Here is a 25,874-nt window from a genome sequence, read left to right as displayed (position 1 = left end):
GTTCTCGCTTGCTTTTTTCATGTTTCCAGACACTTTATATGTTTTAATGAGGTTAACGGCTAACCGATAGAAATGAGGTGCAGGATGCACAAAATTAAATTCAAGTTTTCTAGTCTAGGTATGTCTAAAAAGCTGGTCATTATCTTTGTTTTCATGCTGATTATTCCGATTACCATCTCCGCGCTCGTTTCTTATAACTATTACCGGAAATCAATTGAACAAAATACGGCTGATTACGTTTCACAAACGTCCTTGGAGGTTCTAAATCGAATAGAGGATTATATTGAAGATATGCGCATGATTACGAAGATTCCGATGTACTCCAGCGAGCTTCAGAGCTACATCGCCTCTCCTGAGAATGGAATAGAGAAGGACAGCCGCATCGATTTTTTTATCCGCTTGATGTCCGATATGAAGAAGGGGACGAATGCAGTCTACATTTTCGACAATTATGGCAACACCTTTTACCGCAACAGTCTGAATGGAAATAATAAGGAGATTGCCACGCACTATGACCGGTTAAAGCAAATTGCAAGGGACCAGAGCGGCTCTGCCGTATTAATTAATACGCAAGCGGGCACAACAGCTTCTGGAAAAACGAAATATGTGTTAACGATGGTTCGTGACATCATTGATTTAACGACGTATAAGCCTGTTGGTTTTGTAGCGGTTGAGACGGATTTAAGTGCGGTAGAAGCCTATTTCAAACATCTGGATCAGATTACGGGCGGTAAAACAACGATTGTAGATAATAAAAATAACGTTATTTTTGATAGCGCTTACGAGAATATATCGAGCTCATGGGGAGATTTGGAAAGCATTGAGAAATCACAACAGGATTCGGGCAATTTCCATATTAATCAGAAAGGCGAGCAATATTATGCCATTTATCTAACCTCTCAGAAGCTGGGCTGGAAAGTATATGTATACGTGAAAACAAAGGAATTGTTCAGCAAAGCAACAAAGGTTCGTAATTCCACACTAATTATCACTTTCGCGATTTTGCTCGTTACCTTGATCAGCTCCGTATTCATTTCTTTGGCATTTACCAAACCGCTGCGGGCATTAACTCGGTTGATGAAAAAGGTGCAGGAGGGGGATTTCACCGTCAGCTTCCCTGTCCGATTCTCAGACGAGGTTGGTATATTGGGACTTAATTTTAACCGGATGATCAAACGAATTGATGAATTAATTAAAGACGTACAAGCAGCCTCTTATCGGAAGCAGGAGGCGGAAATGGAAGCACTGCAAGCTCAAATTAACCCGCATTTTATTTATAACACCTTAGAGAGCTTAAGGATGAAGGCGCTGCTTAATGAAGATAGAGAGGTATCCCAAATGTCCTTATTTCTAGGGAAGCTGCTGAGGTACAGCATCATTCAAGGGAGAGAAATCGTGACGGTAAAACAGGAAATCGAGCATCTCACGAACTATATCAAGCTTCAAAACTACCGATTTGAGAATCGGTTTTCCCTGCACAATCACATTGATGTCAAGCTTGAAAACTATACGATGATCAAGCTTGTCTTTCAGCCTATTGTTGAGAATGCCATATTCCATGGTCTCGAGAGTAGGTCGGGCCAGGGCAGCATCACCATTTCATCCAGGGTGGAAGGTGAGATCTGTTACTTTACCTTTGCAGACGATGGCATTGGCATGACACCCGAAATGGTAAGTCAATTGAACAGCCGAATTCAATTGGGGAATGAGAATAGCAGCGGAAACAGGGTTACGGGTAGTGGGATCGGACTCAGAAATGTGAATGAACGTATTAAGCTTCACTTCGGGACCAAGTATGGTTTGTTTGTTTACAGCGAGCTGGGGAAAGGTGCCGTTGTTCAATTGAAGCTGCCCATGATGGAGAGTTGAATCTACTGCACCTATGTTTTCATCTAGAGAGGAGAGAGCCGTATGTTAAACATTGCGATTGTGGATGATGAGGTAGCCATATTAAAAGGAATGACCAAGCTTATAGGTGAAATGAATGCAAACTATCATGTACAAGCTGCCTATAACAATGGACAAGAAGCGATAAACGCGTTAAATGCCATGCAATCAGGGAAGCTCGATCTGCTTATTACCGATATTAAAATGCCATTTATGGATGGCTTGGAGCTCATAAAGGAAATTAAAATCCATCAGCCGGATTTGTCTTGCTTGATTATTAGCGGCTTCTCGGATTTTGAGTATGCAAGGACAGCCATGCGCTACGGTGTATTAGATTATCTGCTTAAACCGGTAGACCCTGATGAGCTTGATGAGAAGCTGTCTGCTATTCTTCTAGCCAAGCAGCAGCCCATTAGAGCGGCAGCGGTAAATGGTGACGAGAAGAAAGCGATTCGCGTCGTTAAAAGCTGGATATCGGATCATTATCATTTGGATTTGGACATGATCGCTATTGCAGAACGCGTTCACTTGAATCCGAATTATCTATCTCGCTTATTTAAGCTGGAGACAGGAGAAAGCCTAACTGGTTATTTGATTGCTGTTCGAATGCAGAAGGCAAAAGAACTTCTGATGGAGCAGACTGAGCTAAAGGTATATGAAGTAGCCGAACAAATTGGATATCAGGATTCTACGTACTTCACAAAGCTATTCAAGAAAATGAACGGCTACACGCCGTTGGAATATCGGAATAAATGCTGAGGTGAAAAGTGTAATCGTAACTATGGAAATGTAATTACAGACCATTAAGGTCATGGAAATGCTATGTTACAATTTTATATGTAAGCGATATCATCGGCCGAATGATTCAGCTGCAATAAGACAAATAGGGGGATTTGTATGGGGAAAACATCAATGAGCAGTTTATTGGCAGCCGTTCTTTCTATGTCGTTGATTTCCGCATGTGGTGGAAACAATGCAAGCAATAATAACGGGCAATCAGAGGCGAGCACACCTCCAGCCGAGTCTGCAGCAGCAACGGAAACGTCGTCAACCAGCGAGATTAAAGGGAAGATTACCTTTGCAATCAACCGTACGGATGTAGATGAGAAGCTCAAAGAATATGCGGCGAAATTTCATGAGAAATACCCAGAAGCAGAAGTCGTGATCGAGCCTATTAAGGATTATGAAGGCACTCTAAAAATTAGGTTGGCTTCCAACGAGGCACCTGATGTCATGTACATGAATGCGATTATTACGCCAACGACCGATTTATGGCCGGAGTTTTATGCCCCTATAGACGACCTTGGATACGAAGGGAAAACGTACCTGCCGCTATCTAAATTTGAAGGAAAAGCTTATGCCGTTAGTGAAGGGGTATACGTGACAGGGGTTTTATACAATAAGAAAACATTTGCCGCAGCGGGTATTGATGCCGCTCCGAAAACCTATGATGAGCTGCTTGCTGCCTTGGAGAAGTTAAAGGCCAAGGGGATTCTACCGATGGGAAGCATGCTGAAAAGCAATTGGCCGCTTGGCACATGGGAGACGGTAGCCTTTGCGAATACAGCGGATTCCAATGCGATGTATGAGCAAATGGCTAACGAGGATGCCCCGTACAATCAAGAGAATCCATTAGTAAAAGGATTTAGTTTTGTTAGGGGTTTAGTAGATAAAGGGTATTTCGAGAAAGATCTGCTTTCCAGCGATTGGGATATTCTGAGAAAACAGATGGCTTCTGGTGAAGTAGGAATGCTTTATCTGGCTAACTACGGTTTGGCAGCTCTAGAGGGAACACCAGCAGAAGATATTGGATTTTTCCCGCTACCTATCGATAATTCTGGAGAGCCCGTCACCATGATGACACCAGGCTGGAGTGTAGTCATTAATAAGAAAAGCAAAAATATGGAGACTGCCAAAGCCTTCTACAAATTTTGGATAGAAGAGTCCGGTTACCAGGACTATACCGGCATGATTCCAGCTCTTAAGGATATGAAATCTAATAATAGTCCGCTTGCGGAGTTCCTGGCTAACGGGCCGCGCATTGTTACGGTATTGCCTCCGCCGGATCGTTACAACCAAATTTTGAACAAATCACAAATTACGAATCCAACGATCCTACAGGAAGTGATGTTGAACAAAGACAGCAACATTCAGCCTATATGGGATAAGTACAATAAAAAATGGGCAGATGCAAGAAAATAATAAGGGGATTATTGGAGAGCAGGGCCCTGCTATACGCAATTAACTGTTCTCCAAATAAGCCGGAAAGGCTGCTGAATATGGCTATTCTATCGTTGCGAATGCAGAAGATTATTATTCTGTGGTCGTTTCTGATTATTCCTTTGCTGCTGCTAGGTGTATTCACGTATTACCCTGCAATCAGTTTGATTTCAATAAGCTTTACGGATTGGAATGGAATTTCATCGGTAAAAACAGGAGTAGGCTTGGATAACTACATTCGGGTGTTTAGTGATCCCAAGTATTTCGAAATCTTTAGTCATAATCTGATCTACTTTTTTGTAGGCTTTGTGCAAATCGGCTTATCTCTTTATTTCGCGGTCATCTTAAACAGCAAGCTGCGCGGAAGAAATGTCTTTCGTGCGATTCTGTTCTCGCCGTATATCATTAATAGCGTAGCCATTGCATTTATGTTTACCTTTCTGTTAAACAATGAAGTCGGTGCCCTAAACGTCGTGCTGAAGGAGATCGGTCTTGGGTCTTTATCCATGAACTGGTTGAGTGATCCGAAGATTATCAACTATACGCTGGCTTTTATGTCGACGTGGAAGTACATGGGCTTTATGATGGTTATCATCATTGGTGCCCTTCAATCGATACCGAATGATATTTATGAGGCAGCAAGCATAGACGGAGCAAACGGGTTTCAGGCGTTCCGCTTCATTACACTGCCGAGCCTAAGAAGAATATTGGAATTATGCTTTTTCCTAAACCTGAATGGAGCTTTATCTGCCTTTGAATTTCCGTTTGTCATTTTCCCATCGGGTTCACCCCTCGGCATGAGTGATACCTTCGTAACGAATACACTGCTGACCTCTTTCCGCTACAGTGATTTCGGTCTAGCTTCTGCAATGGGTGTTCTGTTAATGATCATTACCATCATTCTAGTTCTAGCTCAAAGATGGCTGCTCTTCGGGAGGGATGAGAAATGATTCGCACGCTTAAATATATCAGTCTGTTAATTGCTGCAGTCTGCATCCTGTTCCCGCCTTACATTGTGATAGTAACGGCGTTCAAGACTCCAACAGAGTTTGCGTTATCGGCGGGGTATGCACTTCCAGGCAGCTTCTTTAACTTTGATAATTTTGCAAATGTTTTGCAAAAGGGTAACTTCCTGCGTTCTTACTTTAATATTTCGTACATTATTATTCTCTCTCTCGCTGGAAATATCTTGTTAGGCACGATGGTGGCTTATGCACTAGGCAGGTTTCAGTTCAAATTGAGGTCATTGATTCTAGGGGCATATGCAGGTGCGCTTGTCATTCCTGGAATCACAACTCAGGTAGCGACCTTCGGAATCATCAAGAATTTGGGTTTGTTTAATACTCACTATTCCATGGTGCTTCTATCACTCGGCGCAGATGTTGTTCAAATTTATATTTATTTGCAATTTATTAAAAATATCCCTTATGAGCTGGATGAGAGTGCTTATTTAGAAGGAGCGTCATTGTTTCGAATTTATCGATCTATTATATTTCCGCTCCTTACGCCAGCAACAGCGACCATTCTAATCTTGCGCACGATTAGTATTTATAATGATTTGTATTCACCGTATTTGTATATGCCTTCTCAGAGTCTAGGCGTTGTCACGACTGAGCTGATGAGGTTCTCCAACAGTTATGGCTCGTCCTGGACGATGCAGTCTGCTGCTATTATTCTCGTAGCGATTCCGATGGTTATCTTTTATTTGGTTCTTCAGAAATATATTTTTTCAGGTGTAGTTAATGGAGCCGTGAAATAAGAAGGGGAAATGATCATGAAAACTAGAGTGCTGACCAAATATGCAAACAATCCAATCATGTCACCTGAACAAATGCCGCAAGAGGTGTTGTACACGTTTAATCCGGGGGCAATTAAATTTAACGATGAATACATCATGATGATGGACGTCACGACTTTGGATGACATTCATCGCATTTGGATTGCAAGAAGCCATGATGGGTATAAGTTTACTCCAGACCCTGAGCCAGTCAATTGGCCTGCTCCGGATCCGGACCATCCAGAGACCTGCACGTATGATCCGAGGATTACGCAAATAAGCGAGAACGAATTTATTATTTTATACGCCAGCGATTTATCCCAAAACGATGTGAGAATCGGCATATTGCGTACTTCCGATTTTGTCCATTTCGAACGTGTTTGTACGGGAAGCGAACTTGGCAATCGGAATGGCGTGTTATTCCCTGAGAAACGGGATAATCTTTATGTGCGTTTCGATCGTCCATTCGGAAATGAATTGAACCCCTCCTATATGTGGGTCAGTTATTCTCCTGATCTTGTATTTTGGGGAAAAAGCAAACCTCTTTCCTATGAAGGCAAGCCATTCCGAGACGGATACAAGATGGGAGCAGGCGCTGTGCCAATCAAGACCGACAAGGGCTGGCTTGAGATTTACCATACCGTATCACAGACTTGTAATGGATTTATTTACCGGCTCAAAGCTTGTTTGCTCGATCTTGAAGATCCTTCTCGCGTTATTGGCTATACAAGGGACTATATATTATGGCCGGAGCATGACTACGAAATGAAGGGTAGAGTGGCGAACGTCGTATTTACTTGTAATGCGATCGTTGAGCCAGATGGTACGGTCAAAATTTACTACGGCGCGGCGGATACGAATATTGGCCTCGCAGAGGGGCGTCTCGATGACATTATCTCAGCCTGTGTTTAATTTGGAGGCTCAATTGCATCCCTATATAACAGCCGGCAATCATCCAACAGGAGCCATCATCATTTGCCCTGGCGGAGCTTATGGGGGTTTAGCAGAAAACGAGGGTGAGCCAATCGCCCTTTGGCTGAATACAGTAGGCATTTCCGCTTTTGTTCTGGAATACCGCGTGTCACCACATAAGCATCCGGCTGCATTATATGATGTGCAGCAAGCAATCCGGCATGTTCGCGAACATGCCGGGAGCTGGAATATAGATCCTAATCGTGTAGGCGTTCTCGGTTTCTCAGCAGGGGGACATCTAGCTTCAATGGCAGCTACTCAGTTTGATTTGCGAATACCTGGCGATGATGAGACAGCGCAGACAAGTTGTCGTCCGGATTTGATTATTGCTTGTTATCCTGTGATCAGTTTTGGCGAATACCGTAATGATCCTTCGATGATCAATCTGCTCGGTGCTTGCCCGGAGGAAGCGTTCAAGCGGCAATTATCCTCCGAACTGCGGGTCACAAGCCAGACCCCGCCAGCCTTTATATGGCATACGGCTGATGACCAGGCTGTTCCCGTTGAGAACAGCTTGTTGTTTGCACTTGCGCTCAGTAAACATAAGATTCCATTTGATTTGCACATTTACGAGAGTGGCCCGCACGGAATGGGATTAGCGACTGAGAATGACCATGTAGGAGCATGGAAATCTTCGTGCGTAGATTGGTTGAAGATTAGGAAGTTCATTCCATCAGCTCAAAAGAAAACATAATCATCATAATAGCTACCAAAGTCAGGAGACGAATTCGTATGTTTAAGAGAGTGAACAAAATTCCTTACGATCAGGTGTCGATCAATGATGCTTTCTGGTCTGAGAGACTGGCCAGTATGCGTGAGCATACACTGCCGCATTTATGGGACAAATTCAGGGAAGACGGTTTTTTCCGAAACTTTGACAGAGCTTCTGGAAGCTTGAAGAGTGCTTATGAAGGAGCGATCTTCAACGATGGTATATTTTATACGATGCTTGAAGGAGCTTGCTGGATTTATAAGGAGTGTCAGTCTCCTGACGTCCTAGCTCTGATAGATGAAGTTGTTGACAAAATTATCGCCATGCAGCAACCGGACGGATATTTGAATTCTTATATCATAACGGTTGCTCCAGAACAACGATGGAGCGATCTGCTATTCGGACATGAGCTCTATACGGCTGGCACTTTTTTCGAGGCGTCCGTTGCACACTTTGAAGCAACCGGCAGTGAAAAATTGTTAACAGCGGCTTGTCGGTTTGCGGATTTAATTGATGCGACCTTTGGCGTGGATAAACGACTTGTTTATGAAGGGCACGAAGAGATAGAGCTCGGCCTAATCAAATTATTCGAGCTCACAGGCGAACGAAGATATAAGCAGCTGGCGGAGTTCTTTATCGAAATGAGAGGTAATCCCGAAGCTGAAGAGCAAATGTATAACGGTTGGTCGGCACTTGAAGGCGTTCCTCGTGAAAGAGGAGCACTTCCGTTCAGAGAGTACGGCATAGCTAAGTACATGCAGGCACATTTGCCTGTTAAAGAACAAGATACTATAGAAGGTCATGCAGTGAGAGCAACCTATTTGTATGCTGCGGTAACGGAAATTGCTGGAATGAACAATGACGCGGAGTATGCGGAAGCCATGCATCGCTTGTGGTCGAATATGGTAAATAAGAGAATGTACATTACAGGCGGGATTGGGGATAACGTCTGGCGGTGGGAAGGCTTCTCCACAGATTACAATCTGCCAAATGACGAAGCATATTGTGAAACTTGCGCTTCCATTGGCTTGGTATTTTGGAGCAGTCGGATGAATCTCCTTTTTGCGGATGCGCAGTATGCGGATGTATTGGAGCGGGTTCTTTATAATGCGCTTTTGGCCGGAATCTCTTTGGATGGAAAAGCATTTTTTTATACGAATCCGCTTGAGAACGAAGGAAGTCATCTACGCCAGCCTACATTTAGCTGCGCATGCTGTCCGCCTAATTTGACCCGGTTTATTCCTAAGATCGGTGAGTACATTTATGGATTGAAGGATAAAGAATGTTATGTGAATTTGTATATTGGCAGTGAGACGAAACTAAACATCGAAGGAACTACTATAAAATTAAAGCAGGAGACACAATATCCTTGGAATGGAATGACCAAGCTTACTATAAATCCTGAGGCCCCAACGTCATTTACTTTAAAGCTACGGATACCGAGCTGGTGCAACCAAGCGGAAATTCGGGTGAATGGCGATTCAATTCCTCTAATAACGAATATAGGCTATGCAAAAATCGATCGACAATGGCAAGAAGGAGACATCATCGAACTTTTGCTTGAGATGAAGGTCAAACGGGTGGAATCACATCCTAATGTCGAGAGCAACCGCGAGAAAACGGCTTTGGTGCGAGGGCCGCTTGTGTATTGCCTAGAGGGTGCTGACCATGATCATGATGTAAGAGATCTGGCTTTGAAGCGCAATTCTGAGTTCAGAGTTGAACATGTTTCCGAATTGCTCGGCGGGGTGACTGTTATTAAAGGTTCTGGTAGTGTCATAAGAAAAGCAGAATCCGCGCATAGGGAGCATTTCTGGCATACGCAGTTGTATGCAGAGACTGAGAGCTGCGAATGGCAGGAGGAATCGGTGGACATTCAGGCTATACCTTACTATGCATGGGCAAATCGTGAGCCCGGAAGCATGGCCGTCTGGATTAATGATACGCCGAAATGGACGAAAGCTGGTAGAACGGAGTCCTAACATTAGCTTCATTAGAATTCATTAACCTGTAGTTGTCTATTCTACAACCGCTAGCTTAAATTGAAGCGCATTATGAAAGATCCACATTAAACCTTGGTATCAGCCGAGATTTGATGTGGATTTTTATTATGGGATGGTGAAGCCCGAACGGAGATGGATATTTCTTTAGATATAGATAGTGAACAAGGTTTTGCCATAAGCGAAACAAAATGCAGCTAACCTAACAGGCAGGAGAGCTGCATTTTTCTTTTTAGCTATTGTAGGCTAGCGATCGTGACGAGCTTCTTCATGACGATAGGTTTTCCAGCCCATATACTTGCCAAACGCTTCCTCCATAGAATCAGCAACGCTTGACATATTGGATGATACATGGTGTTCAAAGCCATTTTCACAAATATAACGAAGCAGCTTTTGGAATTTCGGTACTTGGACAACACCGTAACCTCCGAACGTCAGCAGTGGATCACGCGTAAACTGTCCTTCACCCGTATAGACTGCAATACCGCCATTCAAATCATCGGTTGCAATGCCGCAGTACGTGAATGTACTTGCTTTAATTCGTCCTTGGATCGTACCGAGCGTATTTTCCCTGCCCACCGTACCTGATAGGATCTCATGGTAATCCATATGAATTTCTTCGAAGACTTCCTTAGGCAAATTACTGCAGTGGAATACTACGCCTTTGTTCGGATCTTCCCCATAATTGTTGTTCCAGTCCAGCAATGCGCTTGGTCTGCCTGATGCCTGCTGCAGTGCATACATTCCGACAAGACCTGTAATGTCTACTTCGCAAGCGCTTGGAATCAGGCTGCTGCTCAGCATACTCATGATGGTGCAAGGCACGACACCAAAATATTCTTCCATGGAAGTCCAGCATTGCAGCGCCGTTCCCGATAGGTCATTATCATCCATCCATTCCTCGACGACAACCCCGAGAGACGCCATACGAACCAAATTTTCCTTTGGAAAACCCTTCACATCGACATAAGCTGCGATTTCTTCTAGTTTACGTTTTACTGCGGGGTCATGTTCTTTGCGTTTGCCTGCTCGTCCGAATACTTCTGATAGATCCAATGTCTCAATCGTAATACCTGAACGCTCTAGCAGCTTCTCGCTGTAACGGACGGTATTGAAGGAGGCTGGCCGGGCACCAATAGAACCGAGGCGAGCATTGCAAAGCGATTGGACAACACGGCAGGTAGCTGCGAAGCGTCGTAAATCAATTCGAAAGCTATCGCTATCTGGTGCTACGGTATGTAGTGTTGTCAATGTGAACGGAATGCCGTACTGCTTCAGGTTATTGCAGACTGACATTTTACCACAGAAGCTGTCACGTCTATCTTGGATGCCCATCAACGTAATATTGTCACTGAAGGCGTGGACGAGGATAGGGACGTTCAGACCCGAATAACGGATCGTGTTCGCAACAGCCTTCTCATCACCAAAATTAGGCAATGTGATGAGAATACCATCGATATGGTCGCGGTTAGCTTTAAATAAATTTCCGCAAACTTTGGCGTCGTCCAAGGTCATAACCGCACCGTTCTTAGTTGCATTTATGTCCAAAATGACGACATCGATGCCTTCTTCTTCGAGCACACGCAGTATCTCCGCACGTCCTGTGTCACAGAGGTGACTAGGGAAAAATCCGCGATTGCCTACAATAACGCCAAGCTTCGTTCGTTTTAATTCTTTCCGTGCCATCGTTTGTATCCTCCTATAGGGGTAGCCCCAATATTAATGGTTATTCGTTGATTGTTTGTCTGCAGGCCCTGCCCATATGCCTTCTTGTTCTCTCCAATACCAGCCTTTTAATGGTCTACCGATAGGAAGCCGCTCCCAGCCCGAATGAATTCGGTTCTGAACCGTTTCCCATGGCTGGATACCGCCTGTCGCACCAAGGTGTTCGACACTGAAGGCTCCGACTGCTACGGCTCCGGTCATCGTAGCTGCTGGCCCAAGCTGAAGGAGAAGACCTTGTATGAAGCCGGCAATTGTACAGTCTCCTGCACCTGTTGTGCCTATGACATTCGTACGAAAGCAAGGTGCCCATAACTCACGGTTTTTCCATTCCTCGCGAATGTTTAGAGCCAATTGGTTTGTAGAATGCAGCAGGAGCTTTTGGGAGCTGCGCATATATAATCCCGATGCGCCGAGCTTGAGTATGACCATGCCGCAGCCCATTTGGAGAAGTTCATCTGCAAGTTCCTGAATGGTCTCCTCAGGCACTACCTCGCATAAATCTCCGCCTAGCTGAAAGTATTTTTCATACTGGTCACGATTAATCATCATTAACATCTCTTCCAGACTAGGCATGAAAACGTCGACATAAGGAAGACATTTAGTTAATATGCCAATCCAATCTGCTGAGAAAGCGGCTGTCCCTTTACCTGGCATCGCCATATCTAGAGAAATGCTCATTCCTTTCGCCTTGGCCGTTCGTAGAATGTTGGATAATTGATCGCCACCATCGGCGTACATGCTTTTCATTAATGGGGGATAACCGAAATGAAAATGGCGAGATCCACTTACTTGGTCCCAAGCGATATCATGCTCGGAGAACGTGTCGTTTGTACCAGGGCAGTGCAGGAAAATACGATCTATCCCTGGAGGGTTGAGGACTATCGTATAGGAGCTAGTTTCTCCTGCTACCTGAGTAATGCCTTCAGCGAGAGAGGAATCAATGTCTCCGAGCAGTTTTAGGGTCAAGCTTCCGAAAAAATCGTCACTGACTTTTCCGATGAGACTCACGTTCGCCCCAAGCTGATGTAAGGCAATGCCTGTATTCGACACAGCCCCGCCTGTACAATATTCTGCCTCGCCTACCTCTACAAGAGTGCCTGGCAGTAGATGGCTGTTGCTGGGCTGAGTAGAGATGAACCTCGGTATAATATCTACCGAGATATGTCCGCACACGATGACGTCTACCTTTTCAGTAGACTCCTTATTGCGTGACATATTTCCGCCAGTAAGCAACAGATTCCTGATGATCAGGAATAATGTCGAATTCGGATGACCATGCTTCACGATGATAAATTTCAAAGATCAGCTCCGCTTCAGTAGCACCAGATGCTTCAAGGGCTTCAATGACTTTATTAGCGTGAATAATGCCTATTTCGTTGTATGCACTCGTGAATGGCCAATGTCGGCTGTGTCCAGCCTCTGTTTGCTGGAGGTGGATTATGGGAGATTCGCTTCCCAGTTCACGAATCCAACGATACGGGTCGCGATCGTTCGGATGAGGGGCATGACCGGGATCAAGACAAAGTTTAAAAGGAAGACCCGCACCATCATTCAACCTTGCGAGCAGCTCCCTTGTTTCCTCAACGGTATTGGCGAACTCACGAGGAATGGACATCGGCTCGAAGATCATGCAATTCATGCCGAGGTCTCGGCAGAACCAGCTGAGCTCCTGCCAATATTTGATGCCTTCAGCTGTTCTCTCTTCTCTGCATGCAGGATCATCGTAATCATTGAAGGTAAGAATACCTGGGTGGCCGCCAGTCATCTTTGCCCCCATCCTTGAGGAAATAACAGCAAATTTCTTGAACCAATTCAGCCATGCCTTGCGCTGCTTGGCATCGGGATGCATGAAATGATTGACTCTAGTGAAAGAACTGAGGAAGCTGCTCGTTATCGAAAGCCCATATTTATCTGCGTTCTCTATAATTTGCTCCGTCTGTTCTTCAATAATGTCATCAGGGAGGTAGACGTTAAGGAGGTCAGCGACAAATTGGACATATTTAAGCCCCATTTCTTCGGCGACGATTCGTGTCCATACTTTAGGTTCAGGGTATTTGTTATTCGCGAATCCCATATTAATTCCTAGCTTCAAATCAAGCGTCATATAAAAGATATCCCCTTTACGTTCGATTTAATTTACATTAACGTTAATGTTAACGTTAATGTAAATTAATATAGATCATATTGAAAGAGCTGTCAACGATTTATTACAGGGAGTGGCAACAAATAAAACCCTTCATCTCTAGAGGATGAAGGGCAGGGGGAGGTGTGGTATTATTCCAGAAGCGATTTTGTACTACCACGGATAATTAGCTTTGCATCAGCGATTTCGTGATAGTGAAGTTCTGTATTTTGCTTATTCATTCGTTTTATTAATATTTCAAAGGCTTTACGAGAAGTTTTACCTTTGGAGTTGCTTATACTCGTCAACGGAAAGGGAATATACATCCGTGATTGAATGTTATCAAAGCCCACAATGCTAATGTTTTCGGGTACCTTAATATTACATTTGTTTAAGAAAAAGACGGATTCCCACGCCATCATATCGTTGAAGGCGAATATGGCCGTAAACTGCAGCTTCGATTTGATCACTTCATGGAGCTCATCTCTAGAGCCTCCCGAGATCGTAGATACTTCACGAATCAGATCCGATCTTACGGATATTCCATATTCCTCCAAAGCTCGTTTGTAACCAATAAGTCGCTCACGAGCACTGGAAATCGAATGATGGGCATTAAGGAATAAGATCTCTTTGTGTCCAAGCTCTAATAGGTGCTGCGTAGCTAAATAACCACCCTTTGCATCATTGCTAACAACATAATCCATCGTGTCATTTCCCAAGTGTCGACCGAGAAGCACAAACGGGATTCCTAAGCGTTGAAGTATTTCCATATTGTTGTCGCTGCCTTGAGCGGGACAAATAATGATACCATCGACGTTCTTGGACAAAGCCGAAAATATCGCATTTTTCTCTACTTCTTGATCCTCATAGGAGTTTAAGATGAATGTGGTATATTCTTGCTTCCTTGCTGCCTTCTCAATTTCTTTCACAGCTATAGAGAAATGGGGATTCGATACATCAGCCACGATCACTGCAATGGTCTTCGTCATTCCCGAACGAAGAGAGCTAGCCAATGCATTACCGATATAGCCGAGCTCCTGTGCTTTTAGTTGGATGAGTTCAATTGTTGTCGCGGAAATATCTTCTTTATTCTTAAGCGCACGAGAAACGGTATTGACCGTAAATCCAGTCTGCTCGGCGATATCCTTTAAAGTAACGGCTCTAGTGGTTGTTTGATCCTTTTCTTTGCCCATTTCATCATTCCTTATCCCGAGTATCGGCGGTCCATTAGTATATGGTTTAAATACTAATGACAGCTATGCGAGTTGTCAATGTGACCGTGTAGCCAAGTATAGGTCAAGCACCTCAACGTAACTACGGATTCAACGCTAAATCCCTCTGCTTGTTAAAGGAGACGAAAACGACACATAGCAGCAATACAAGTCCTGGTCAAAAATCCGAATGAGTCACGGGCTATGTCTTTAGCTTGCCTGAATTCATAGTAGGAGAGCAAGGAAGTCTTTGTTTTAGTGAATATCTAGCGGCAGTAATCATTAAATGTAAACGATTGTACTTTAAGTAAATTAATGCACATATTAACCAATTTGGTTTTCTGCCTATAATTAAAATGCGAGTTAGTGGCTAAACAGAAGGAAAGAGGTGGTGTTTCTAGTAAGAAACAGGCACCAAAATAAAAGATTTATGGGATGTGCCAGGTTAGAAGGCTTATGACTATTTTGGAGGTGGATGTATGATGAAGAAGAAGTTTACGATGTTTATCTCTATTTGTTTGATTTTTTTGTTAGCGCTTCCAGTATCGGCTTTTGCAGGTCCTGCTGTTCCTGGCAATGGGACGAATCTGAGTGAAACATTCGGAAACGGGAAAATTACGGTGAATGTCACTTCTTTTGATGCCAACTATCAGCCTGCGTCTAACGGTCCGGTCGAGGTTAGAGTAAAACTTTTGAATGGATATCCGGGTAATTACATTTATCAAACGGTCAACCTGACATTGACATCCTCGAGTCCAAGTCTAGGCTCGTATGTCTATACTTCAAACACGCTGGATTACGGTTGGAGGATTATTGAAATCGTAGCTGTCTTTGGTAATTTCGTTATTGGGAAGTCTGCTAACTATTTAGTTGAGTGGTGACATCAATTTTATTTGCAAGCAAGCGATGAACAGAAGGAGCTGTCCCAAAAGCATGAAGTTCGCTGGAGAGATAGCTCACTTTCAACCCAAATACATGAAAACATGAAAACATAGCCGTACAGGGTGTCTATTCCTGTACGGCTATGTTTCTCTTTTGGTTTATGTTGCTTGCTTCATGAGATTATGGGCAAGCGAAAGCCACCCGACCTCCAGATTTACCTTAGGCAAGCTGCGAAGCAGAAAACGTTGGAATCTCCGGTTATTTTTTATCTGCCCGAATACACTTTCGGGTTCAATCATGAGTTCGATAAACGCGTTTGGGCATACTAAACGGTTCTTCTTGTAAGTCTCTATAACTCCTGTCTCAAACCACTCTATGATTTCATCATAAGTCCCTTCATAAAAAATAAATTTAATATTTGGATGTTTTTTATGAAACTTAGAAATTATTTTTGGTAATCATCTTCCGCATCTCAGCTATGGAGTATGCTGATAGTGGATTCGATATTGATCACGCCATCGAATTGTCCCAAATTGTTGTGATTGGCCGGGGCATGCTGCGTGATCCATATTGGGCTGCGCATGCAGCCATTACGCTTCGCAATGAGCATAATCATATTTTGAATCCAAGGTAGCCAAAGAAAACATGGCTTTGATAGGTTGAAGCCTATTCAACTGCGAAAGTCATGAATATAATGTTGGCACCTGTAGAAAAATGCGATTGAAGCAAGGAGACAAAAATGACTATACGCCGAATTTTGTTTCTGGAGACCCACCCGATGTGGATTTACGGTTTGCCAAAAGGCTTCCAAAAATTGGGGCACAAGGTCAAAACATGCGCTCCAGGCCAGGGAGCCGCGCGCTTGATTAAACAATTTAAACCGGAGCTTATTTTTGCAATGGGCTGGACCCCTGCTAACAATACTCCCCGTAAGCAGCGGCTCATTGCCAAGCTGGTTCGAATGTCGGGTGCCCCTTTCGTCTACTGGTCCACAGAAGACCCTGGCTATTCAGATATATTTTCTCTCCCGTTAATTCGCCGAACACATCCTGATTTTGTTTTTTCCATCCATCGATCAACCGTTCAACGCTTCAAAAAGCTGTCTCTTCATGCCGCACATTTGGACTTCGGGAGTGATCCGGATACTCACCGCAGAAGTAAGAGTGTTAGGCGGTATAAAGGAAATGCTGCTCTTGTAGCCAATGGATACACGAGGCTATACCGCGAGAAACCCGGCCATTATCGTTTCAAGTCCCTAAGGCGGCTGGTTAATCCTTTCTTGGATGCCGGGTTGAAAGTGGATTTGTATGGCCGGGATTGGAAGAAAATGAAGAGCTTATTCAAAACAGCGATACCAGCCAAACGCGTTCATGGTTATCTGCCCTACAAAGAAGCCGTTAAGGTATACAGCTCTGTTGATTTTGTTATCGGCCCTCAAAATGCAGAGGATAGACTTACTCAAAGAACCTATGAAATTCTCGCATCAGGTGGCCTGCTGATTACAGATGACACACCTGAAGTACGCAGGTGGTTCCGTCCAGGCAAAGAACTGCTCGTTTCTTCTTCAGAGAAGGAGACCAGGCACCTGATTGCGAAATATCAACGCTCCCCGCAAAAATGTGAACAAATACGGCAGCATGCAGTGCGTGCAGCAGCCAAGCATTCCTATAAGAAAAGAGCGGCCTATGTGCTTGACATTTTGAAAAAAAAGGAGTTACTTAGCTCTCATGCTCAATAATTCCGATACGGTCACAAAATCGAATCCTTTTCTTCGCAGCTTTTGGATGATAAAGGGAAGCGCCTTAGTTGTCTGCCTAGCCGAATCGCTTGCATGAAGCAGAAGAATGTCACCGGGTTTTACATTTAAGGTAGAATTCCGGATTATCGTGCGAACTCCCGGATTCGTCCAATCCATGGAGTCCACACTCCAGTGGATCGTATAGTATCCTAGTGATCCAAGCAGATTTGTAACACGGTGATTCATATCTCCATTCGGTGTACGGATAAGCCGGCATTTTACACCTGTAGCTCTACGTATAGCTGAACCAGCTGCTTTCACTTCACGGGTGATCCACCTGTTGCTGTGCTCTGTATAGTTCTCATGAAGCTGTCCATGCGATCCGATTTCATAACCCATTGTTTTAATTTTCCGGGCTAAACGGGGGTACTTTAATACCCACGGGCTGGATAGAAAAAAGGTTGCCTTCTTCACTTCATTCGCTGACAGTGCATCAAGTACAGGTATAGGTACCCTGCTGCCCCAACCAATATCAAATGTCAGAGCTATGAGCTTCTTTTTCGTATTGACACGATATACCGCTTCAAATAATGGCTTCATCGAATGCCCCCTTTCCCACATATATATGTCAACCGCGAAAAATTGATTATGCAACTGTCATTGTTATTACAGGATGGTGGATATAATTGAAAATATTGTTTTTGGAACGAGGAAAGCTTTGGTCATACGGGCTGCCTGACGGTTTAAGAGACCTCGGACACCAGGTGCGGGCATCGGGCCCTGTGCATAAACGCACGCTTATCCGTCAGTTGTCGTCTTTTAAACCTGATCTGCTTGTATCCGTAGGCTGGGGGCCTGATCATACCACGACCAAGCAGCGCTTAGTGAGAAGCCTTGCTACCCAATATAAAATTCCACTTGTCTATTGGTCCACAGAAGATCCTAACTTTACAGAGGTCTTCACCCTTCCGCTGCTTAGGCGCATGAAACCGGACTACACCTTTTCCATTTCGGCAAAAACGGCCAAGCGATTCCACAAGATCGGCTATCCTGCTGCACACCTGGAGTATGCCTTTCATCCCAAAGTACACTACAGAACCAAAGCGAAAAAGCAATATCAAGCGGATATTGTCGTTGTTGCCAATGCCTACCCTGATGTTTTGCGTAAATATCCGAAGCTTTACCGCAATAAATCGATTCGTATTCTGGTGCGTCCATTGTTAAGGAACGGTTACCGAATTGACTTTTACGGACGGAATTGGTCCCGTATGAAGCCCTTTCTTGGATATTCGATTCCTAAGAAATCAATAAAAGGTTCTATTCCATATAAAGCTGCGAATAAAGTGTTCAGCTCGGCCAAAATTGTTCTGGGATTGCAAAACTATACGGATATGTTGACGCAGAGAACCTACGAAACGCTTGGTTCAGAAGGCTTTTTCCTGACGAATGATACACCTGCTGTCAGAAAAATTTTGAAACCGGGACGTGACGTGGCAGTCAGTTCGAGCCCGAAAGAGACTTTAAGGAAGGTTCGTTTCTATTTGGATAATGCAAGCGAAAGGGAGAAAATCAGGAGAAACGGACGGCGGGCCATTGCCATGTATAATTACACCACACGCGCCCGGTTCATGTTGTCCACCTTAAGGAGGAGGGGATTGATCCCGTGAAATCTTCTGCATATAAAAAAAAGGATAAGGTCAAGGTGGCTTACTTAACCTTTGATGATGGTCCTTCCAAGAACACGGATCAAATATTGAAGATATTGAAACAGCACCAGATCAAAGGAACTTTTTTTGTGCTGGCCAATAAGAGCCCCTTCGGTATCCGGATGTACAGGAAAATGGTGAGGTCCGGCCACAGTATAGGAAACCACACCTATTCACATGACTATTCCAAAATTTATAAAAGTAAGAAAGACTTTTTCGCCGATTTTTATCGAATGGAACGCTTTCTTCACCGTATTATTGGAAATAAACCTCGATTGTTCCGGTTCCCCGGCGGCTCTAATAACCGTTTGGGCTATGCCATAGGTGGCCCAAAGACCATGATGTCTATTAAAACCGCACTTCGTTCAAGAAAGTACCGTTATTTCGACTGGACAATTGATTCCCAAGACTCTTCGTCTCCTTCTCCTGCTTCGGGGCAAATAATCCGAAATATACTTCATGAGAGCAGACTGAAACGGAATTGTATTATCCTGTTTCACGATTTTTCTGATGCGAGCTTAGCTGCTTTGCCTGCAGTTATCCGGGGGTTAAAGAATCAAGGCTTTTGCTTTGATGTGCTCTCAAAAAGCTCCTACAATTACCAAATCGCGGAGGGTCAATAATGAAAGTATTGTTTCTAGAAAGCCATCCGATGTGGATTCATGGTCTTCCCAATGGGTTTCGGGACGCAGGACATACTGTGAAAGTTTCGGGACCACTGACTAGAAATAAGCTTCCCCGTCTGCTCAGGCAGTTCAAGCCTGATCTGATTATTAGCATGGGCTGGACCAATGAACACAGTGGTCATAAACAACAGTTGATTAAAAGATTTGTCGGTTCAACAGCTATTCCACATATTTACTGGGCGACTGAAGATCCCACACATCACGATTCCTTTTCTCTTCCCTATGTCCGTACAGTCAAGCCTGATTTTGTCTTTACCATTTGCCGCTCTATGATTAAGGAATATAAGAAAATAGGAATTAAGGCAGCCCATATGGATTTTGGTTATCACCGCAAAGTACACCGTGAAGGTAAAATCGTCAAGCATCTCAGAAGTAATATAGGGGTAGTTGCCAACGGATATTCCCGCATATTAAAGATCTATCCCCAACATTTCCGTCTCAAATCACTTGACCATCTCATTCGTCCTTTAGTGAAGGACGGCACCCGGGTTGATTTTTGGGGAAGGCAGTGGGATGAAATGACGCCTATTCTCGGAGCACGTATTCCACGCAGCTGGATACATGGCTATTTGCCCTACTCTGACGCCCACAAAGTATATAATTCCGCCAAAATTTTAATTGGCCCTCAGAACCAATTATCCCAGGTCACTCAAAGAACCTATGAAATTCTCGGTTCAGGCGGCTTCCTTATTACCAGTGATACCCCTGAAATCCGCCGTTTGTTCAAACCGGGGAGGGATCTTGTTGTCTCCCGCTCCGCGCAGCAAACGCGAAAGCTTGTCCGATACTTTATGAAGCATCCGAAAGATCGTGAACGTATTCGCAAGCGAGGCAGGCGCACCGTTTTGAAGCATAATTATAAACGTCGCGCCCAGTATATGATTCAACAGCTGAAAAAATACAAAATCCTTTGAATATAAAGCCGCAGTTCAAGGAGGAATACATCCGATATGAGTACAGACCGGGTTCTGAGCCGCATTCCAATGAATAAAAAGGTCATTGCTTTAACATTTGATATTGCCAATGGTCGTGCAGTGCCGCTGCGAATGCTGTCCGTCCTTCGAAGAAACGGTATAAGGAAAGCGACATTTTTTCTTACGGGCATATGGGCTGGATTAAATCCCGATATTGCCAGGCAGATTCGTCAAAAGGGATACGAGATTGCTTCTCATGGATACCGGCATCAGGATTACAGGAAGCATACGAATTCATGGATTGAGCAGGAAGTGAAAACAGCCAAGAAAATCATTCTTCAAACCACAGGTGAAAACACTAATTTGTTTCGTACACCAGGTGGTGACATGAATGAGCGTGTCATCTACAAGCTAAAATCCATGAATCAGACTATTGTTCACTGGGATGTGGATTCTCTGGATTGGAAGCTGAAGGATATTAGCAAAATTGTGAAGCGGGTTGTGCCGCATGCACGTGCCGGCTCCATTATTTTGCTGCATGCATGCGACCCGTGGACCCAAAGCCTGGCGTCTGTACCAATAATCGTAAGGAGACTGCGTCAAAAAGGCTACAGCTTTGTAACGGTAACCGAGCTGCTGCATGGAAAGAAACGCCGCAGAAAATCAGGAGCGAACCGTTGAAGACAGCAGCCAAATCAAAGCGGGCCAATCAATCTGACGCTGTAAGTATTATTACCTGTACGAATCGTCCGGAGCATTTTAAACGACTAATGGCCAATTATAAGCGGCAGCGGTATAAATCCAAAGAGCTGATTGTAGTTCTGAACAAGGACTCCATGAATTTGAAGAACTATTTAAGAAAATACAAACAGCGTAAGGACATCCTCCTTTACCAGCTTCCTGAAAAAAAATCACTCGGATATTGTCTGAATTATGCGATAATCAAAGCTAACCATGCATATATTTCCAGATTTGATGATGACGACTATTATTCCCCGTTTTACTTGAACACTATGATGCATGCATTAAGGAAGTCCAAAACAGATATTGTAGGAAAAAGAGCTTGTCTTATCTATCTTGAATCCAGCTCCCGGCTGCTCCTGCGTCATCCGAAGGAACAGAACAGATATGTGGAGCAAATTGCGGGTGCCACATTGCTGTGCAGCAAAAAGATTTTTAATAAGGTCCGGTTTAGACCTGTATCACTAGGGGAGACCGTTGGATTTTTAAGGCGCTGCAAGCGTAAAGGCTACAATGTTTATTCAACAGACTGCTTTCATTACGTAACCAGACGCCGGGCGCAGAAAGACAGCCATACATGGAAAATCAGTGACCGCAAGTTAATTAGCCAGAGCAAACAGATAACCGCTTGCGGCTCCCGCTACCGGCGTTATGCCACTAATAAAAAGCCGGGCATAAACTTAAGAGGAGCGAAAACATGCGCAGGCTCATTATCGCAGTTAAGAAGGAGAAGGATTGGATTCAAGTCGCATTTTTGATTGAAAAGGGGCAGTGAAACTTTATAAAAAGCCTACGCAACCAGCGCGTGCCGATACTCAATCGGTGCGTGCTGGTTGCGTAGGCTTTGGCAACGGTGATCATTATAATGAAACAGGATATCGGCTTTTATACATTAATCTATTTAAACCAGCCCTTGCGCCATAACCAGAAAATCATGATAGACCCAACTCCCAACAAAACCCATAAGACCCCAAAATAACCCCAACGCCAAGTAAGTTCTGGCATATACTCAAAATTCATTCCATAAATGCTCGCAATGAAGGTTAAGGGAATAAATATGGATGTCATAACGGTTAGTGTCTTCATTATCTTATTCATTCTGTTTGCATTTATTGAAATATAGCTGTCCCTCATATCTGCGGTCATTTCTCGATTAGATTCAATCATTTCGGAAAGCTTCAGCAAATGGTCGTAAATATCGGTAAAGTAAACGACTTGTTCTTTTATTCCATCAATTTTCTCAGAATTAATTACTCGGTAAAGAAGCTCCCTCATAGGTAAAACGGTTTTTCTGAGTTTGAGCAAATCAGAGCGGATATCGAAAATGGTATCCATTAATTTTTCAACGCTTTCATTTTTAACATTGTCTTCAATTTCATTTAATTGGTCTTCTATTTGATACAAAGTTGGAAAGTAATTGTCAACCAATTTATCCATGATTGAATAAGCAACAAAAATATGACCTTTCTCGGATAAACTTTTATGTTCAATTATGCGGCTCCATGCTTCATCTACCTCTCTGCAATTGGATAAATGGAATGAAACCACGAAGTTTATGCCTATAAACAAATCAATTTCTTCAGCTTGCAAAGTTTTTTGGTCAATTGAGTGCAGTACAAAAAAGTGGTCAGCATCATAATGGTCTAATTTTGGACGCTGTAAAAAGTGCAGACAATCTTCAATTGCTAAGGGGTGAAAATGGAAAAAAGTTTCCAAAAGCTTTGTTTCTTCTTCTGTTGGAGAATTAAAATCAACCCAAAACCATTTAATGTTTGAATTAGTAAGGTCAGTTATGGAAATATCCGTTATCACTTTCAAGTCATTGGTTACAGCAATTGTTCGAAGCACAAAACACCATCCTCATGTGAAATCCTGATTAAGGATAGTATAGCATTTCCCATTTTATTTTACTTGCTCATGTCGAACCAAACCAAGCATGGTATAGCGCATGAACTCCCTCTATAATATCCTCCTTGCTCAAACCGCCGAATCCGATCTGCACCATGGATTTCTCTGCATCAGCCCGCTCTGCCCAAAAGGGAGATACAGGGTAGACGCTGACGCCTTCCTCCTCCGCAGTAGCAATCAACTGATGTTCATCCATTCCATTATGTACACGCAATAAAATATGAAGTCCGGCATCCTGGCCGATTATGGTTACTTGAGCGCCCATTACTTGCTGAAGCGTTGAAATCAGCGTGAATTGCTTCTCTCGGTATACATGGCGCATCCGGCGAATGTGGGCTTCCCAATGTCCATTTTTCATAAACAGCTCCAACGTTTTCTGGTGAAAACGTGATACCGTTTGGTCATACAATGGGTAGTTTTGCTCACCGTGCAGCTCTATTAGCTCCTGAGGCAGTACCATGTAGGCGATGCGCAGGGAAGGGAGCAGGCATTTTGAAAAAGTCCCCAGGTAAACCGTGCGATGATGGGTATCGAGGCTCTGCAGGGACGGTATGGGTTTGCTGACATATCTGAATTCGCTATCGTAATCGTCCTCGATGATAATCCCATTCTGGTCGGCTGCCCATTTCAGCAATTGCATTCTTTTGGGGAGCGGCATGACCATTCCATAGGGGAACTGGTGGGACGGCGTCATGTACACGATGCGGGATTTGCTTTCATAAAGCTTCTGTATATTCAGCCCATCCGTTTCTAGCGGAATAGGGTGGATGTGAAAACCATGATGCGCAAAAATCGTCCTCACTCCGTCATATCCCGGCTCTTCCATTGCCATGCCGTTGCTGTTGTCGTTGCTTGCCCCACCTATTAAGCGGGATAGCACGCCAAGCAGATACTGCACACCAGCTCCAATCATAATTTGCTCAGGTGTGCAATTGACTCCCCTGGAGCCGTGCAAATATGTGGCGATTTCTTCTCGAAGCCCAGGTTCTCCAAGCGGATCGCCATATGAACACAAGTCCTGTTGATCATGGTGCAAGCTTAGATTGGATAGCTTTCGCCAAGTGGCAAACGGAAAATGCGCAGCATCAACATCGCCATAGCGAAAATCATATCGGATCGCCGAGCTAACCTGTGCCCTATTTTTCAACCCCATCTTATTTATTTGATGCGACAAAGGCAACGACTCCAGCTCCAGATCAATAACGTATAAGCCGCTCCTTGGCCTGCTTTGAACATAACCTTCGGCTAACAGCTGCTGATAGGCCAAATCCACCGTATTGCGGCTAATATGGAGGTGGGCAGCCAGCGACCGAATAGAAGGCAGCCGTGTCTCAGCGGCCAGCTTTCCTCTCAAAATTTCTTGCTTAATATATTGATAAAGCTGGGAGTATAACGCCTCTCCAGACTCTCTGTTCAACAATACCGTCAAATCGATCATTCATATCCTCCTCGCCATCATAACTGACCCTATAAACTAGTTTAGTTTTGTCACTACTTATGGGGTCAATTGATCAATACAATTATATCACTTCCAGTCAGTCGAATTTGGATGAATGCCAGAAGGATGGATGGAACATGATTGCTTGAGGAGGAGAATCAATTGAACAAACAAATAGGCTCCAATGAAATAGGCTCCAAAGAAAAAATAGATACAGGCCACGAGTCAGCCTTGGCGATGAAGGCCTTTAATGACCACCCGGGTTTCCGCCGGATGTTTGCCCCAGACAAATTGACAATCGGATTATTTTTGCCGCTTAAATTTTATACAGGTCAGATGGATGTTTTACAGGGCCAAGCTGATCTAGTTGAAAAGATGGATCAAAGCAATTTTGCTGCCGTCTGGGTACGGGATGTCCCGCTATTTGACCCCGGCTTCCGGGATGCAGGGCAAGTATTCGATCCATTCGTTTATCTGGCCTATCTTGCTGCAAGGACAAAAAACATATCCTTGGTAACAGGAAGCGCGGTCTTCACGCTTCGCCATCCCATTGATTTGGCCAAGGCGGCCGCATCCATAGATGTGCTTTCTGGCGGGCGGCTTGTGTTAGGGATTGCTTCCGGAGACCGTGCCGCTGAGTTTCCAGCTTATGGACTAGATGCGGATCATCGAGATGGACGTTTCCGGGAGACGGTACAGTTTTTTCGTGAGCTGATCCATCAGAGAAGTCCTGAAATCCAATCTTCGCTTGGTAGAATGGAGGGGCTTGAATTGCTCCCTAAGCCTATCGCTGGCGGTATTCCACTTATCGTGACGGGTTCAAGCAGGCAGTCTCTTGATTGGATTGCGGAGCACAGCGACGGCTGGCTCACTTATCCCGAAGCGACGGCAAATGAGGCAGGTCCACGAATGCTCGGCCGTAAGATCAATGCTTGGCGGGAAAAAATCCCCGGCGGCATATTCAAGCCGCATATGACCAACGAATGGATTGATCTTGTGGAAGATGTTGATTATCCTCGAACCCCGCTTCGCGGCGGATACATATTGCGTACAGGGCGTGCAGGCCTGATTCAGCTGTTGGAGGAATGGCAGGCAATGGGGGTCAATCATGCTGCGCTCGGCATCCAATTTTCGAGCCGGCCGCCTGCCGAAGTCATTCAGGAGCTGGCAGAGGAAGTATTGCCGCTTTTCCCTACGCATGCTGGGCCGAAGCCGCTGTTTACTGGGTGGTAGAG

General features: G+C 44.3%; 24 protein-coding genes and 2 pseudogenes. 17 read left to right on the top strand and 9 right to left on the bottom strand.

Annotated features, from left to right (window positions below; all coding sequences use genetic code 11):
• Window positions 1-84 precede the first annotated feature (84 nt).
• The 8 genes from MHB80_RS18370 to MHB80_RS18335 all read left to right on the top strand — a co-directional run bounded on the left by MHB80_RS18370 (window position 85) and on the right by MHB80_RS18335 (window position 9,550).
• Complete coding sequence (locus MHB80_RS18370; RefSeq protein WP_341278331.1) at window positions 85-1,869, top strand: sensor histidine kinase; 1,785 nt, start codon at window positions 85-87, stop codon at window positions 1,867-1,869.
• A gap of 42 nt (window positions 1,870-1,911) precedes the next feature.
• Window positions 1,912-2,646: a response regulator gene (locus tag MHB80_RS18365; RefSeq protein ID WP_341278330.1), complete on the top strand. Its 735-nt coding sequence runs from the start codon at window positions 1,912-1,914 to the stop codon at window positions 2,644-2,646.
• Between the two features lie 138 nt (window positions 2,647-2,784).
• A complete protein-coding gene (locus tag MHB80_RS18360; protein WP_341278329.1) occupies window positions 2,785-4,089 on the top strand; it encodes an ABC transporter substrate-binding protein in 1,305 nt (434 codons plus the stop codon).
• Between the two features lie 77 nt (window positions 4,090-4,166).
• Window positions 4,167-5,057 (top strand): sugar ABC transporter permease, encoded by an 891-nt coding sequence (locus MHB80_RS18355; protein WP_341278328.1) that lies wholly within the window; start codon window positions 4,167-4,169, stop codon window positions 5,055-5,057.
• On the top strand, window positions 5,054-5,866 hold the full coding sequence (locus tag MHB80_RS18350) for a carbohydrate ABC transporter permease (protein WP_341278327.1): 813 nt from the start codon (window positions 5,054-5,056) through the stop codon (window positions 5,864-5,866). Before MHB80_RS18355 ends, MHB80_RS18350 begins: the two co-directional genes overlap by 4 nt.
• Before the next feature lie 15 nt (window positions 5,867-5,881).
• Window positions 5,882-6,796 (top strand): glycoside hydrolase family 130 protein, encoded by a 915-nt coding sequence (locus tag MHB80_RS18345; RefSeq protein WP_341278326.1) that lies wholly within the window; start codon window positions 5,882-5,884, stop codon window positions 6,794-6,796.
• A complete protein-coding gene (locus tag MHB80_RS18340) occupies window positions 6,771-7,550 on the top strand; it encodes an alpha/beta hydrolase (RefSeq protein WP_341278325.1) in 780 nt (259 codons plus the stop codon). The genes MHB80_RS18345 and MHB80_RS18340 overlap by 26 nt, the downstream gene beginning before the upstream one ends.
• Before the next feature lie 38 nt (window positions 7,551-7,588).
• The gene (locus tag MHB80_RS18335) at window positions 7,589-9,550 is read left to right on the top strand and encodes a beta-L-arabinofuranosidase domain-containing protein (protein ID WP_341278324.1); all 1,962 of its coding nucleotides are present in this window, start codon (window positions 7,589-7,591) and stop codon (window positions 9,548-9,550) included.
• Window positions 9,551-9,814: 264 nt separating this feature from the next.
• Here the strand turns inward: MHB80_RS18335 and MHB80_RS18330 are convergent, their stop codons facing one another.
• The 4 genes from MHB80_RS18330 to MHB80_RS18315 form a co-directional block, all read right to left on the bottom strand.
• Entirely contained in the window at window positions 9,815-11,254 is a 1,440-nt protein-coding gene (locus tag MHB80_RS18330) for an L-fucose/L-arabinose isomerase family protein (RefSeq protein WP_341278323.1), read from the bottom strand.
• A gap of 33 nt (window positions 11,255-11,287) precedes the next feature.
• Window positions 11,288-12,508: a carbohydrate kinase family protein gene (locus tag MHB80_RS18325; RefSeq protein ID WP_341278322.1), complete on the bottom strand. Its 1,221-nt coding sequence runs from the start codon at window positions 12,506-12,508 to the stop codon at window positions 11,288-11,290.
• On the bottom strand, window positions 12,495-13,397 hold the full coding sequence (locus tag MHB80_RS18320) for a TIM barrel protein (RefSeq protein WP_341278321.1): 903 nt from the start codon (window positions 13,395-13,397) through the stop codon (window positions 12,495-12,497). The genes MHB80_RS18325 and MHB80_RS18320 overlap by 14 nt, the downstream gene beginning before the upstream one ends.
• 170 nt (window positions 13,398-13,567) lie before the next feature.
• Entirely contained in the window at window positions 13,568-14,608 is a 1,041-nt protein-coding gene (locus MHB80_RS18315) for a LacI family DNA-binding transcriptional regulator (RefSeq protein WP_341278320.1), read from the bottom strand.
• A gap of 497 nt (window positions 14,609-15,105) precedes the next feature.
• On the opposite strand from MHB80_RS18315, the gene MHB80_RS18310 reads away from it, so the two are divergent.
• Window positions 15,106-15,507: a hypothetical protein gene (locus tag MHB80_RS18310; protein WP_341278319.1), complete on the top strand. Its 402-nt coding sequence runs from the start codon at window positions 15,106-15,108 to the stop codon at window positions 15,505-15,507.
• Between the two features lie 159 nt (window positions 15,508-15,666).
• On the opposite strand, the pseudogene MHB80_RS18305 reads toward MHB80_RS18310, so the two are convergent.
• Both MHB80_RS18305 and MHB80_RS18300 read right to left on the bottom strand, forming a co-directional pair.
• Window positions 15,667-15,804 (bottom strand): annotated as a pseudogene (locus tag MHB80_RS18305) (transposase); the annotation flags it as partial.
• A gap of 51 nt (window positions 15,805-15,855) precedes the next feature.
• Window positions 15,856-15,966, bottom strand: a pseudogene (locus MHB80_RS18300) (LysR family transcriptional regulator); the annotation flags it as partial.
• A gap of 20 nt (window positions 15,967-15,986) precedes the next feature.
• Here MHB80_RS18300 and MHB80_RS18295 point away from each other — a divergent pair.
• Together MHB80_RS18295 and MHB80_RS18290 are read left to right on the top strand one after the other, a co-directional pair.
• On the top strand, window positions 15,987-16,142 hold the full coding sequence (locus tag MHB80_RS18295; RefSeq protein WP_341278318.1) for a hypothetical protein: 156 nt from the start codon (window positions 15,987-15,989) through the stop codon (window positions 16,140-16,142).
• Between the two features lie 144 nt (window positions 16,143-16,286).
• Window positions 16,287-17,246 (top strand): glycosyltransferase, encoded by a 960-nt coding sequence (locus MHB80_RS18290; RefSeq protein ID WP_341278317.1) that lies wholly within the window; start codon window positions 16,287-16,289, stop codon window positions 17,244-17,246.
• Here MHB80_RS18290 and MHB80_RS18285 read toward each other — a convergent pair.
• The gene (locus MHB80_RS18285; protein ID WP_341278316.1) at window positions 17,223-17,846 is read right to left on the bottom strand and encodes a polysaccharide deacetylase family protein; all 624 of its coding nucleotides are present in this window, start codon (window positions 17,844-17,846) and stop codon (window positions 17,223-17,225) included. The two genes, MHB80_RS18290 and MHB80_RS18285, sit on opposite strands and share 24 nt — an antisense overlap.
• 86 nt (window positions 17,847-17,932) lie before the next feature.
• Between MHB80_RS18285 and MHB80_RS18280 the strand changes: the two genes are divergently transcribed.
• From MHB80_RS18280 to MHB80_RS18260, 5 genes are read left to right on the top strand one after another with little or no spacing between them, the layout of a single operon-like run.
• Entirely contained in the window at window positions 17,933-18,913 is a 981-nt protein-coding gene (locus tag MHB80_RS18280) for a glycosyltransferase (protein ID WP_341278315.1), read from the top strand.
• The gene (locus MHB80_RS18275) at window positions 18,910-19,575 is read left to right on the top strand and encodes a polysaccharide deacetylase family protein (protein ID WP_341278314.1); all 666 of its coding nucleotides are present in this window, start codon (window positions 18,910-18,912) and stop codon (window positions 19,573-19,575) included. Before MHB80_RS18280 ends, MHB80_RS18275 begins: the two co-directional genes overlap by 4 nt.
• Entirely contained in the window at window positions 19,575-20,552 is a 978-nt protein-coding gene (locus MHB80_RS18270; RefSeq protein ID WP_341278313.1) for a glycosyltransferase, read from the top strand. The genes MHB80_RS18275 and MHB80_RS18270 overlap by 1 nt, the downstream gene beginning before the upstream one ends.
• A gap of 36 nt (window positions 20,553-20,588) precedes the next feature.
• Window positions 20,589-21,233 carry a polysaccharide deacetylase family protein gene (locus MHB80_RS18265; protein ID WP_341278312.1) on the top strand — a complete coding sequence of 215 codons (645 nt, stop codon included), beginning with the start codon at window positions 20,589-20,591 and terminating at the stop codon, window positions 21,231-21,233.
• Window positions 21,230-22,051, top strand: coding sequence for a glycosyltransferase family A protein (locus MHB80_RS18260; protein WP_341283022.1), 822 nt, complete (start codon window positions 21,230-21,232; stop codon window positions 22,049-22,051). Before MHB80_RS18265 ends, MHB80_RS18260 begins: the two co-directional genes overlap by 4 nt.
• Window positions 22,052-22,190: 139 nt before the next feature.
• Here the strand turns inward: MHB80_RS18260 and corA are convergent, their stop codons facing one another.
• Both corA and MHB80_RS18250 read right to left on the bottom strand, forming a co-directional pair.
• Complete coding sequence (gene corA, locus MHB80_RS18255) at window positions 22,191-23,141, bottom strand: magnesium/cobalt transporter CorA (protein WP_341278311.1); 951 nt, start codon at window positions 23,139-23,141, stop codon at window positions 22,191-22,193.
• Between the two features lie 67 nt (window positions 23,142-23,208).
• Entirely contained in the window at window positions 23,209-24,639 is a 1,431-nt protein-coding gene (locus MHB80_RS18250) for a PLP-dependent aminotransferase family protein (protein WP_341278310.1), read from the bottom strand.
• Window positions 24,640-24,801: 162 nt separating this feature from the next.
• Here MHB80_RS18250 and MHB80_RS18245 point away from each other — a divergent pair, with 162 nt between their 5' ends.
• Complete coding sequence (locus MHB80_RS18245) at window positions 24,802-25,872, top strand: LLM class oxidoreductase (protein ID WP_341278309.1); 1,071 nt, start codon at window positions 24,802-24,804, stop codon at window positions 25,870-25,872.
• Window positions 25,873-25,874: the final 2 nt, after the last annotated feature.

The organism is Paenibacillus sp. FSL H8-0537, from assembly GCF_038051995.1.
GTDB lineage: Bacteria > Bacillota > Bacilli > Paenibacillales > Paenibacillaceae > Pristimantibacillus.
The sequence above is the reverse complement of the archived record's forward strand: the minus strand, read 5'-3'. Positions and strand labels throughout refer to the sequence as shown.

Coding starts and splice junctions, on each gene's coding strand:
- MHB80_RS18265 (WP_341278312.1), top strand. CDS start 20,589: ATGAGTACAGACCGGGTTCTGAGCCGCATTCCAATGAATAAAAAGGTC.
- MHB80_RS18340 (WP_341278325.1), top strand. CDS start 6,771: ATGACATTATCTCAGCCTGTGTTTAATTTGGAGGCTCAATTGCATCCC.
- MHB80_RS18270 (WP_341278313.1), top strand. CDS start 19,575: ATGAAAGTATTGTTTCTAGAAAGCCATCCGATGTGGATTCATGGTCTT.
- MHB80_RS18365 (WP_341278330.1), top strand. CDS start 1,912: ATGTTAAACATTGCGATTGTGGATGATGAGGTAGCCATATTAAAAGGA.
- MHB80_RS18285 (WP_341278316.1), bottom strand. CDS start 17,846: ATGAAGCCATTATTTGAAGCGGTATATCGTGTCAATACGAAAAAGAAG.
- MHB80_RS18330 (WP_341278323.1), bottom strand. CDS start 11,254: ATGGCACGGAAAGAATTAAAACGAACGAAGCTTGGCGTTATTGTAGGC.
- MHB80_RS18315 (WP_341278320.1), bottom strand. CDS start 14,608: ATGGGCAAAGAAAAGGATCAAACAACCACTAGAGCCGTTACTTTAAAG.
- MHB80_RS18360 (WP_341278329.1), top strand. CDS start 2,785: ATGGGGAAAACATCAATGAGCAGTTTATTGGCAGCCGTTCTTTCTATG.
- MHB80_RS18290 (WP_341278317.1), top strand. CDS start 16,287: ATGTGGATTTACGGTTTGCCAAAAGGCTTCCAAAAATTGGGGCACAAG.
- MHB80_RS18310 (WP_341278319.1), top strand. CDS start 15,106: ATGATGAAGAAGAAGTTTACGATGTTTATCTCTATTTGTTTGATTTTT.
- MHB80_RS18250 (WP_341278310.1), bottom strand. CDS start 24,639: ATGATCGATTTGACGGTATTGTTGAACAGAGAGTCTGGAGAGGCGTTA.
- MHB80_RS18335 (WP_341278324.1), top strand. CDS start 7,589: ATGTTTAAGAGAGTGAACAAAATTCCTTACGATCAGGTGTCGATCAAT.
- MHB80_RS18295 (WP_341278318.1), top strand. CDS start 15,987: ATGGAGTATGCTGATAGTGGATTCGATATTGATCACGCCATCGAATTG.
- MHB80_RS18350 (WP_341278327.1), top strand. CDS start 5,054: ATGATTCGCACGCTTAAATATATCAGTCTGTTAATTGCTGCAGTCTGC.
- MHB80_RS18345 (WP_341278326.1), top strand. CDS start 5,882: ATGAAAACTAGAGTGCTGACCAAATATGCAAACAATCCAATCATGTCA.
- MHB80_RS18355 (WP_341278328.1), top strand. CDS start 4,167: ATGGCTATTCTATCGTTGCGAATGCAGAAGATTATTATTCTGTGGTCG.
- MHB80_RS18370 (WP_341278331.1), top strand. CDS start 85: ATGCACAAAATTAAATTCAAGTTTTCTAGTCTAGGTATGTCTAAAAAG.
- MHB80_RS18320 (WP_341278321.1), bottom strand. CDS start 13,397: ATGACGCTTGATTTGAAGCTAGGAATTAATATGGGATTCGCGAATAAC.
- MHB80_RS18325 (WP_341278322.1), bottom strand. CDS start 12,508: ATGTCACGCAATAAGGAGTCTACTGAAAAGGTAGACGTCATCGTGTGC.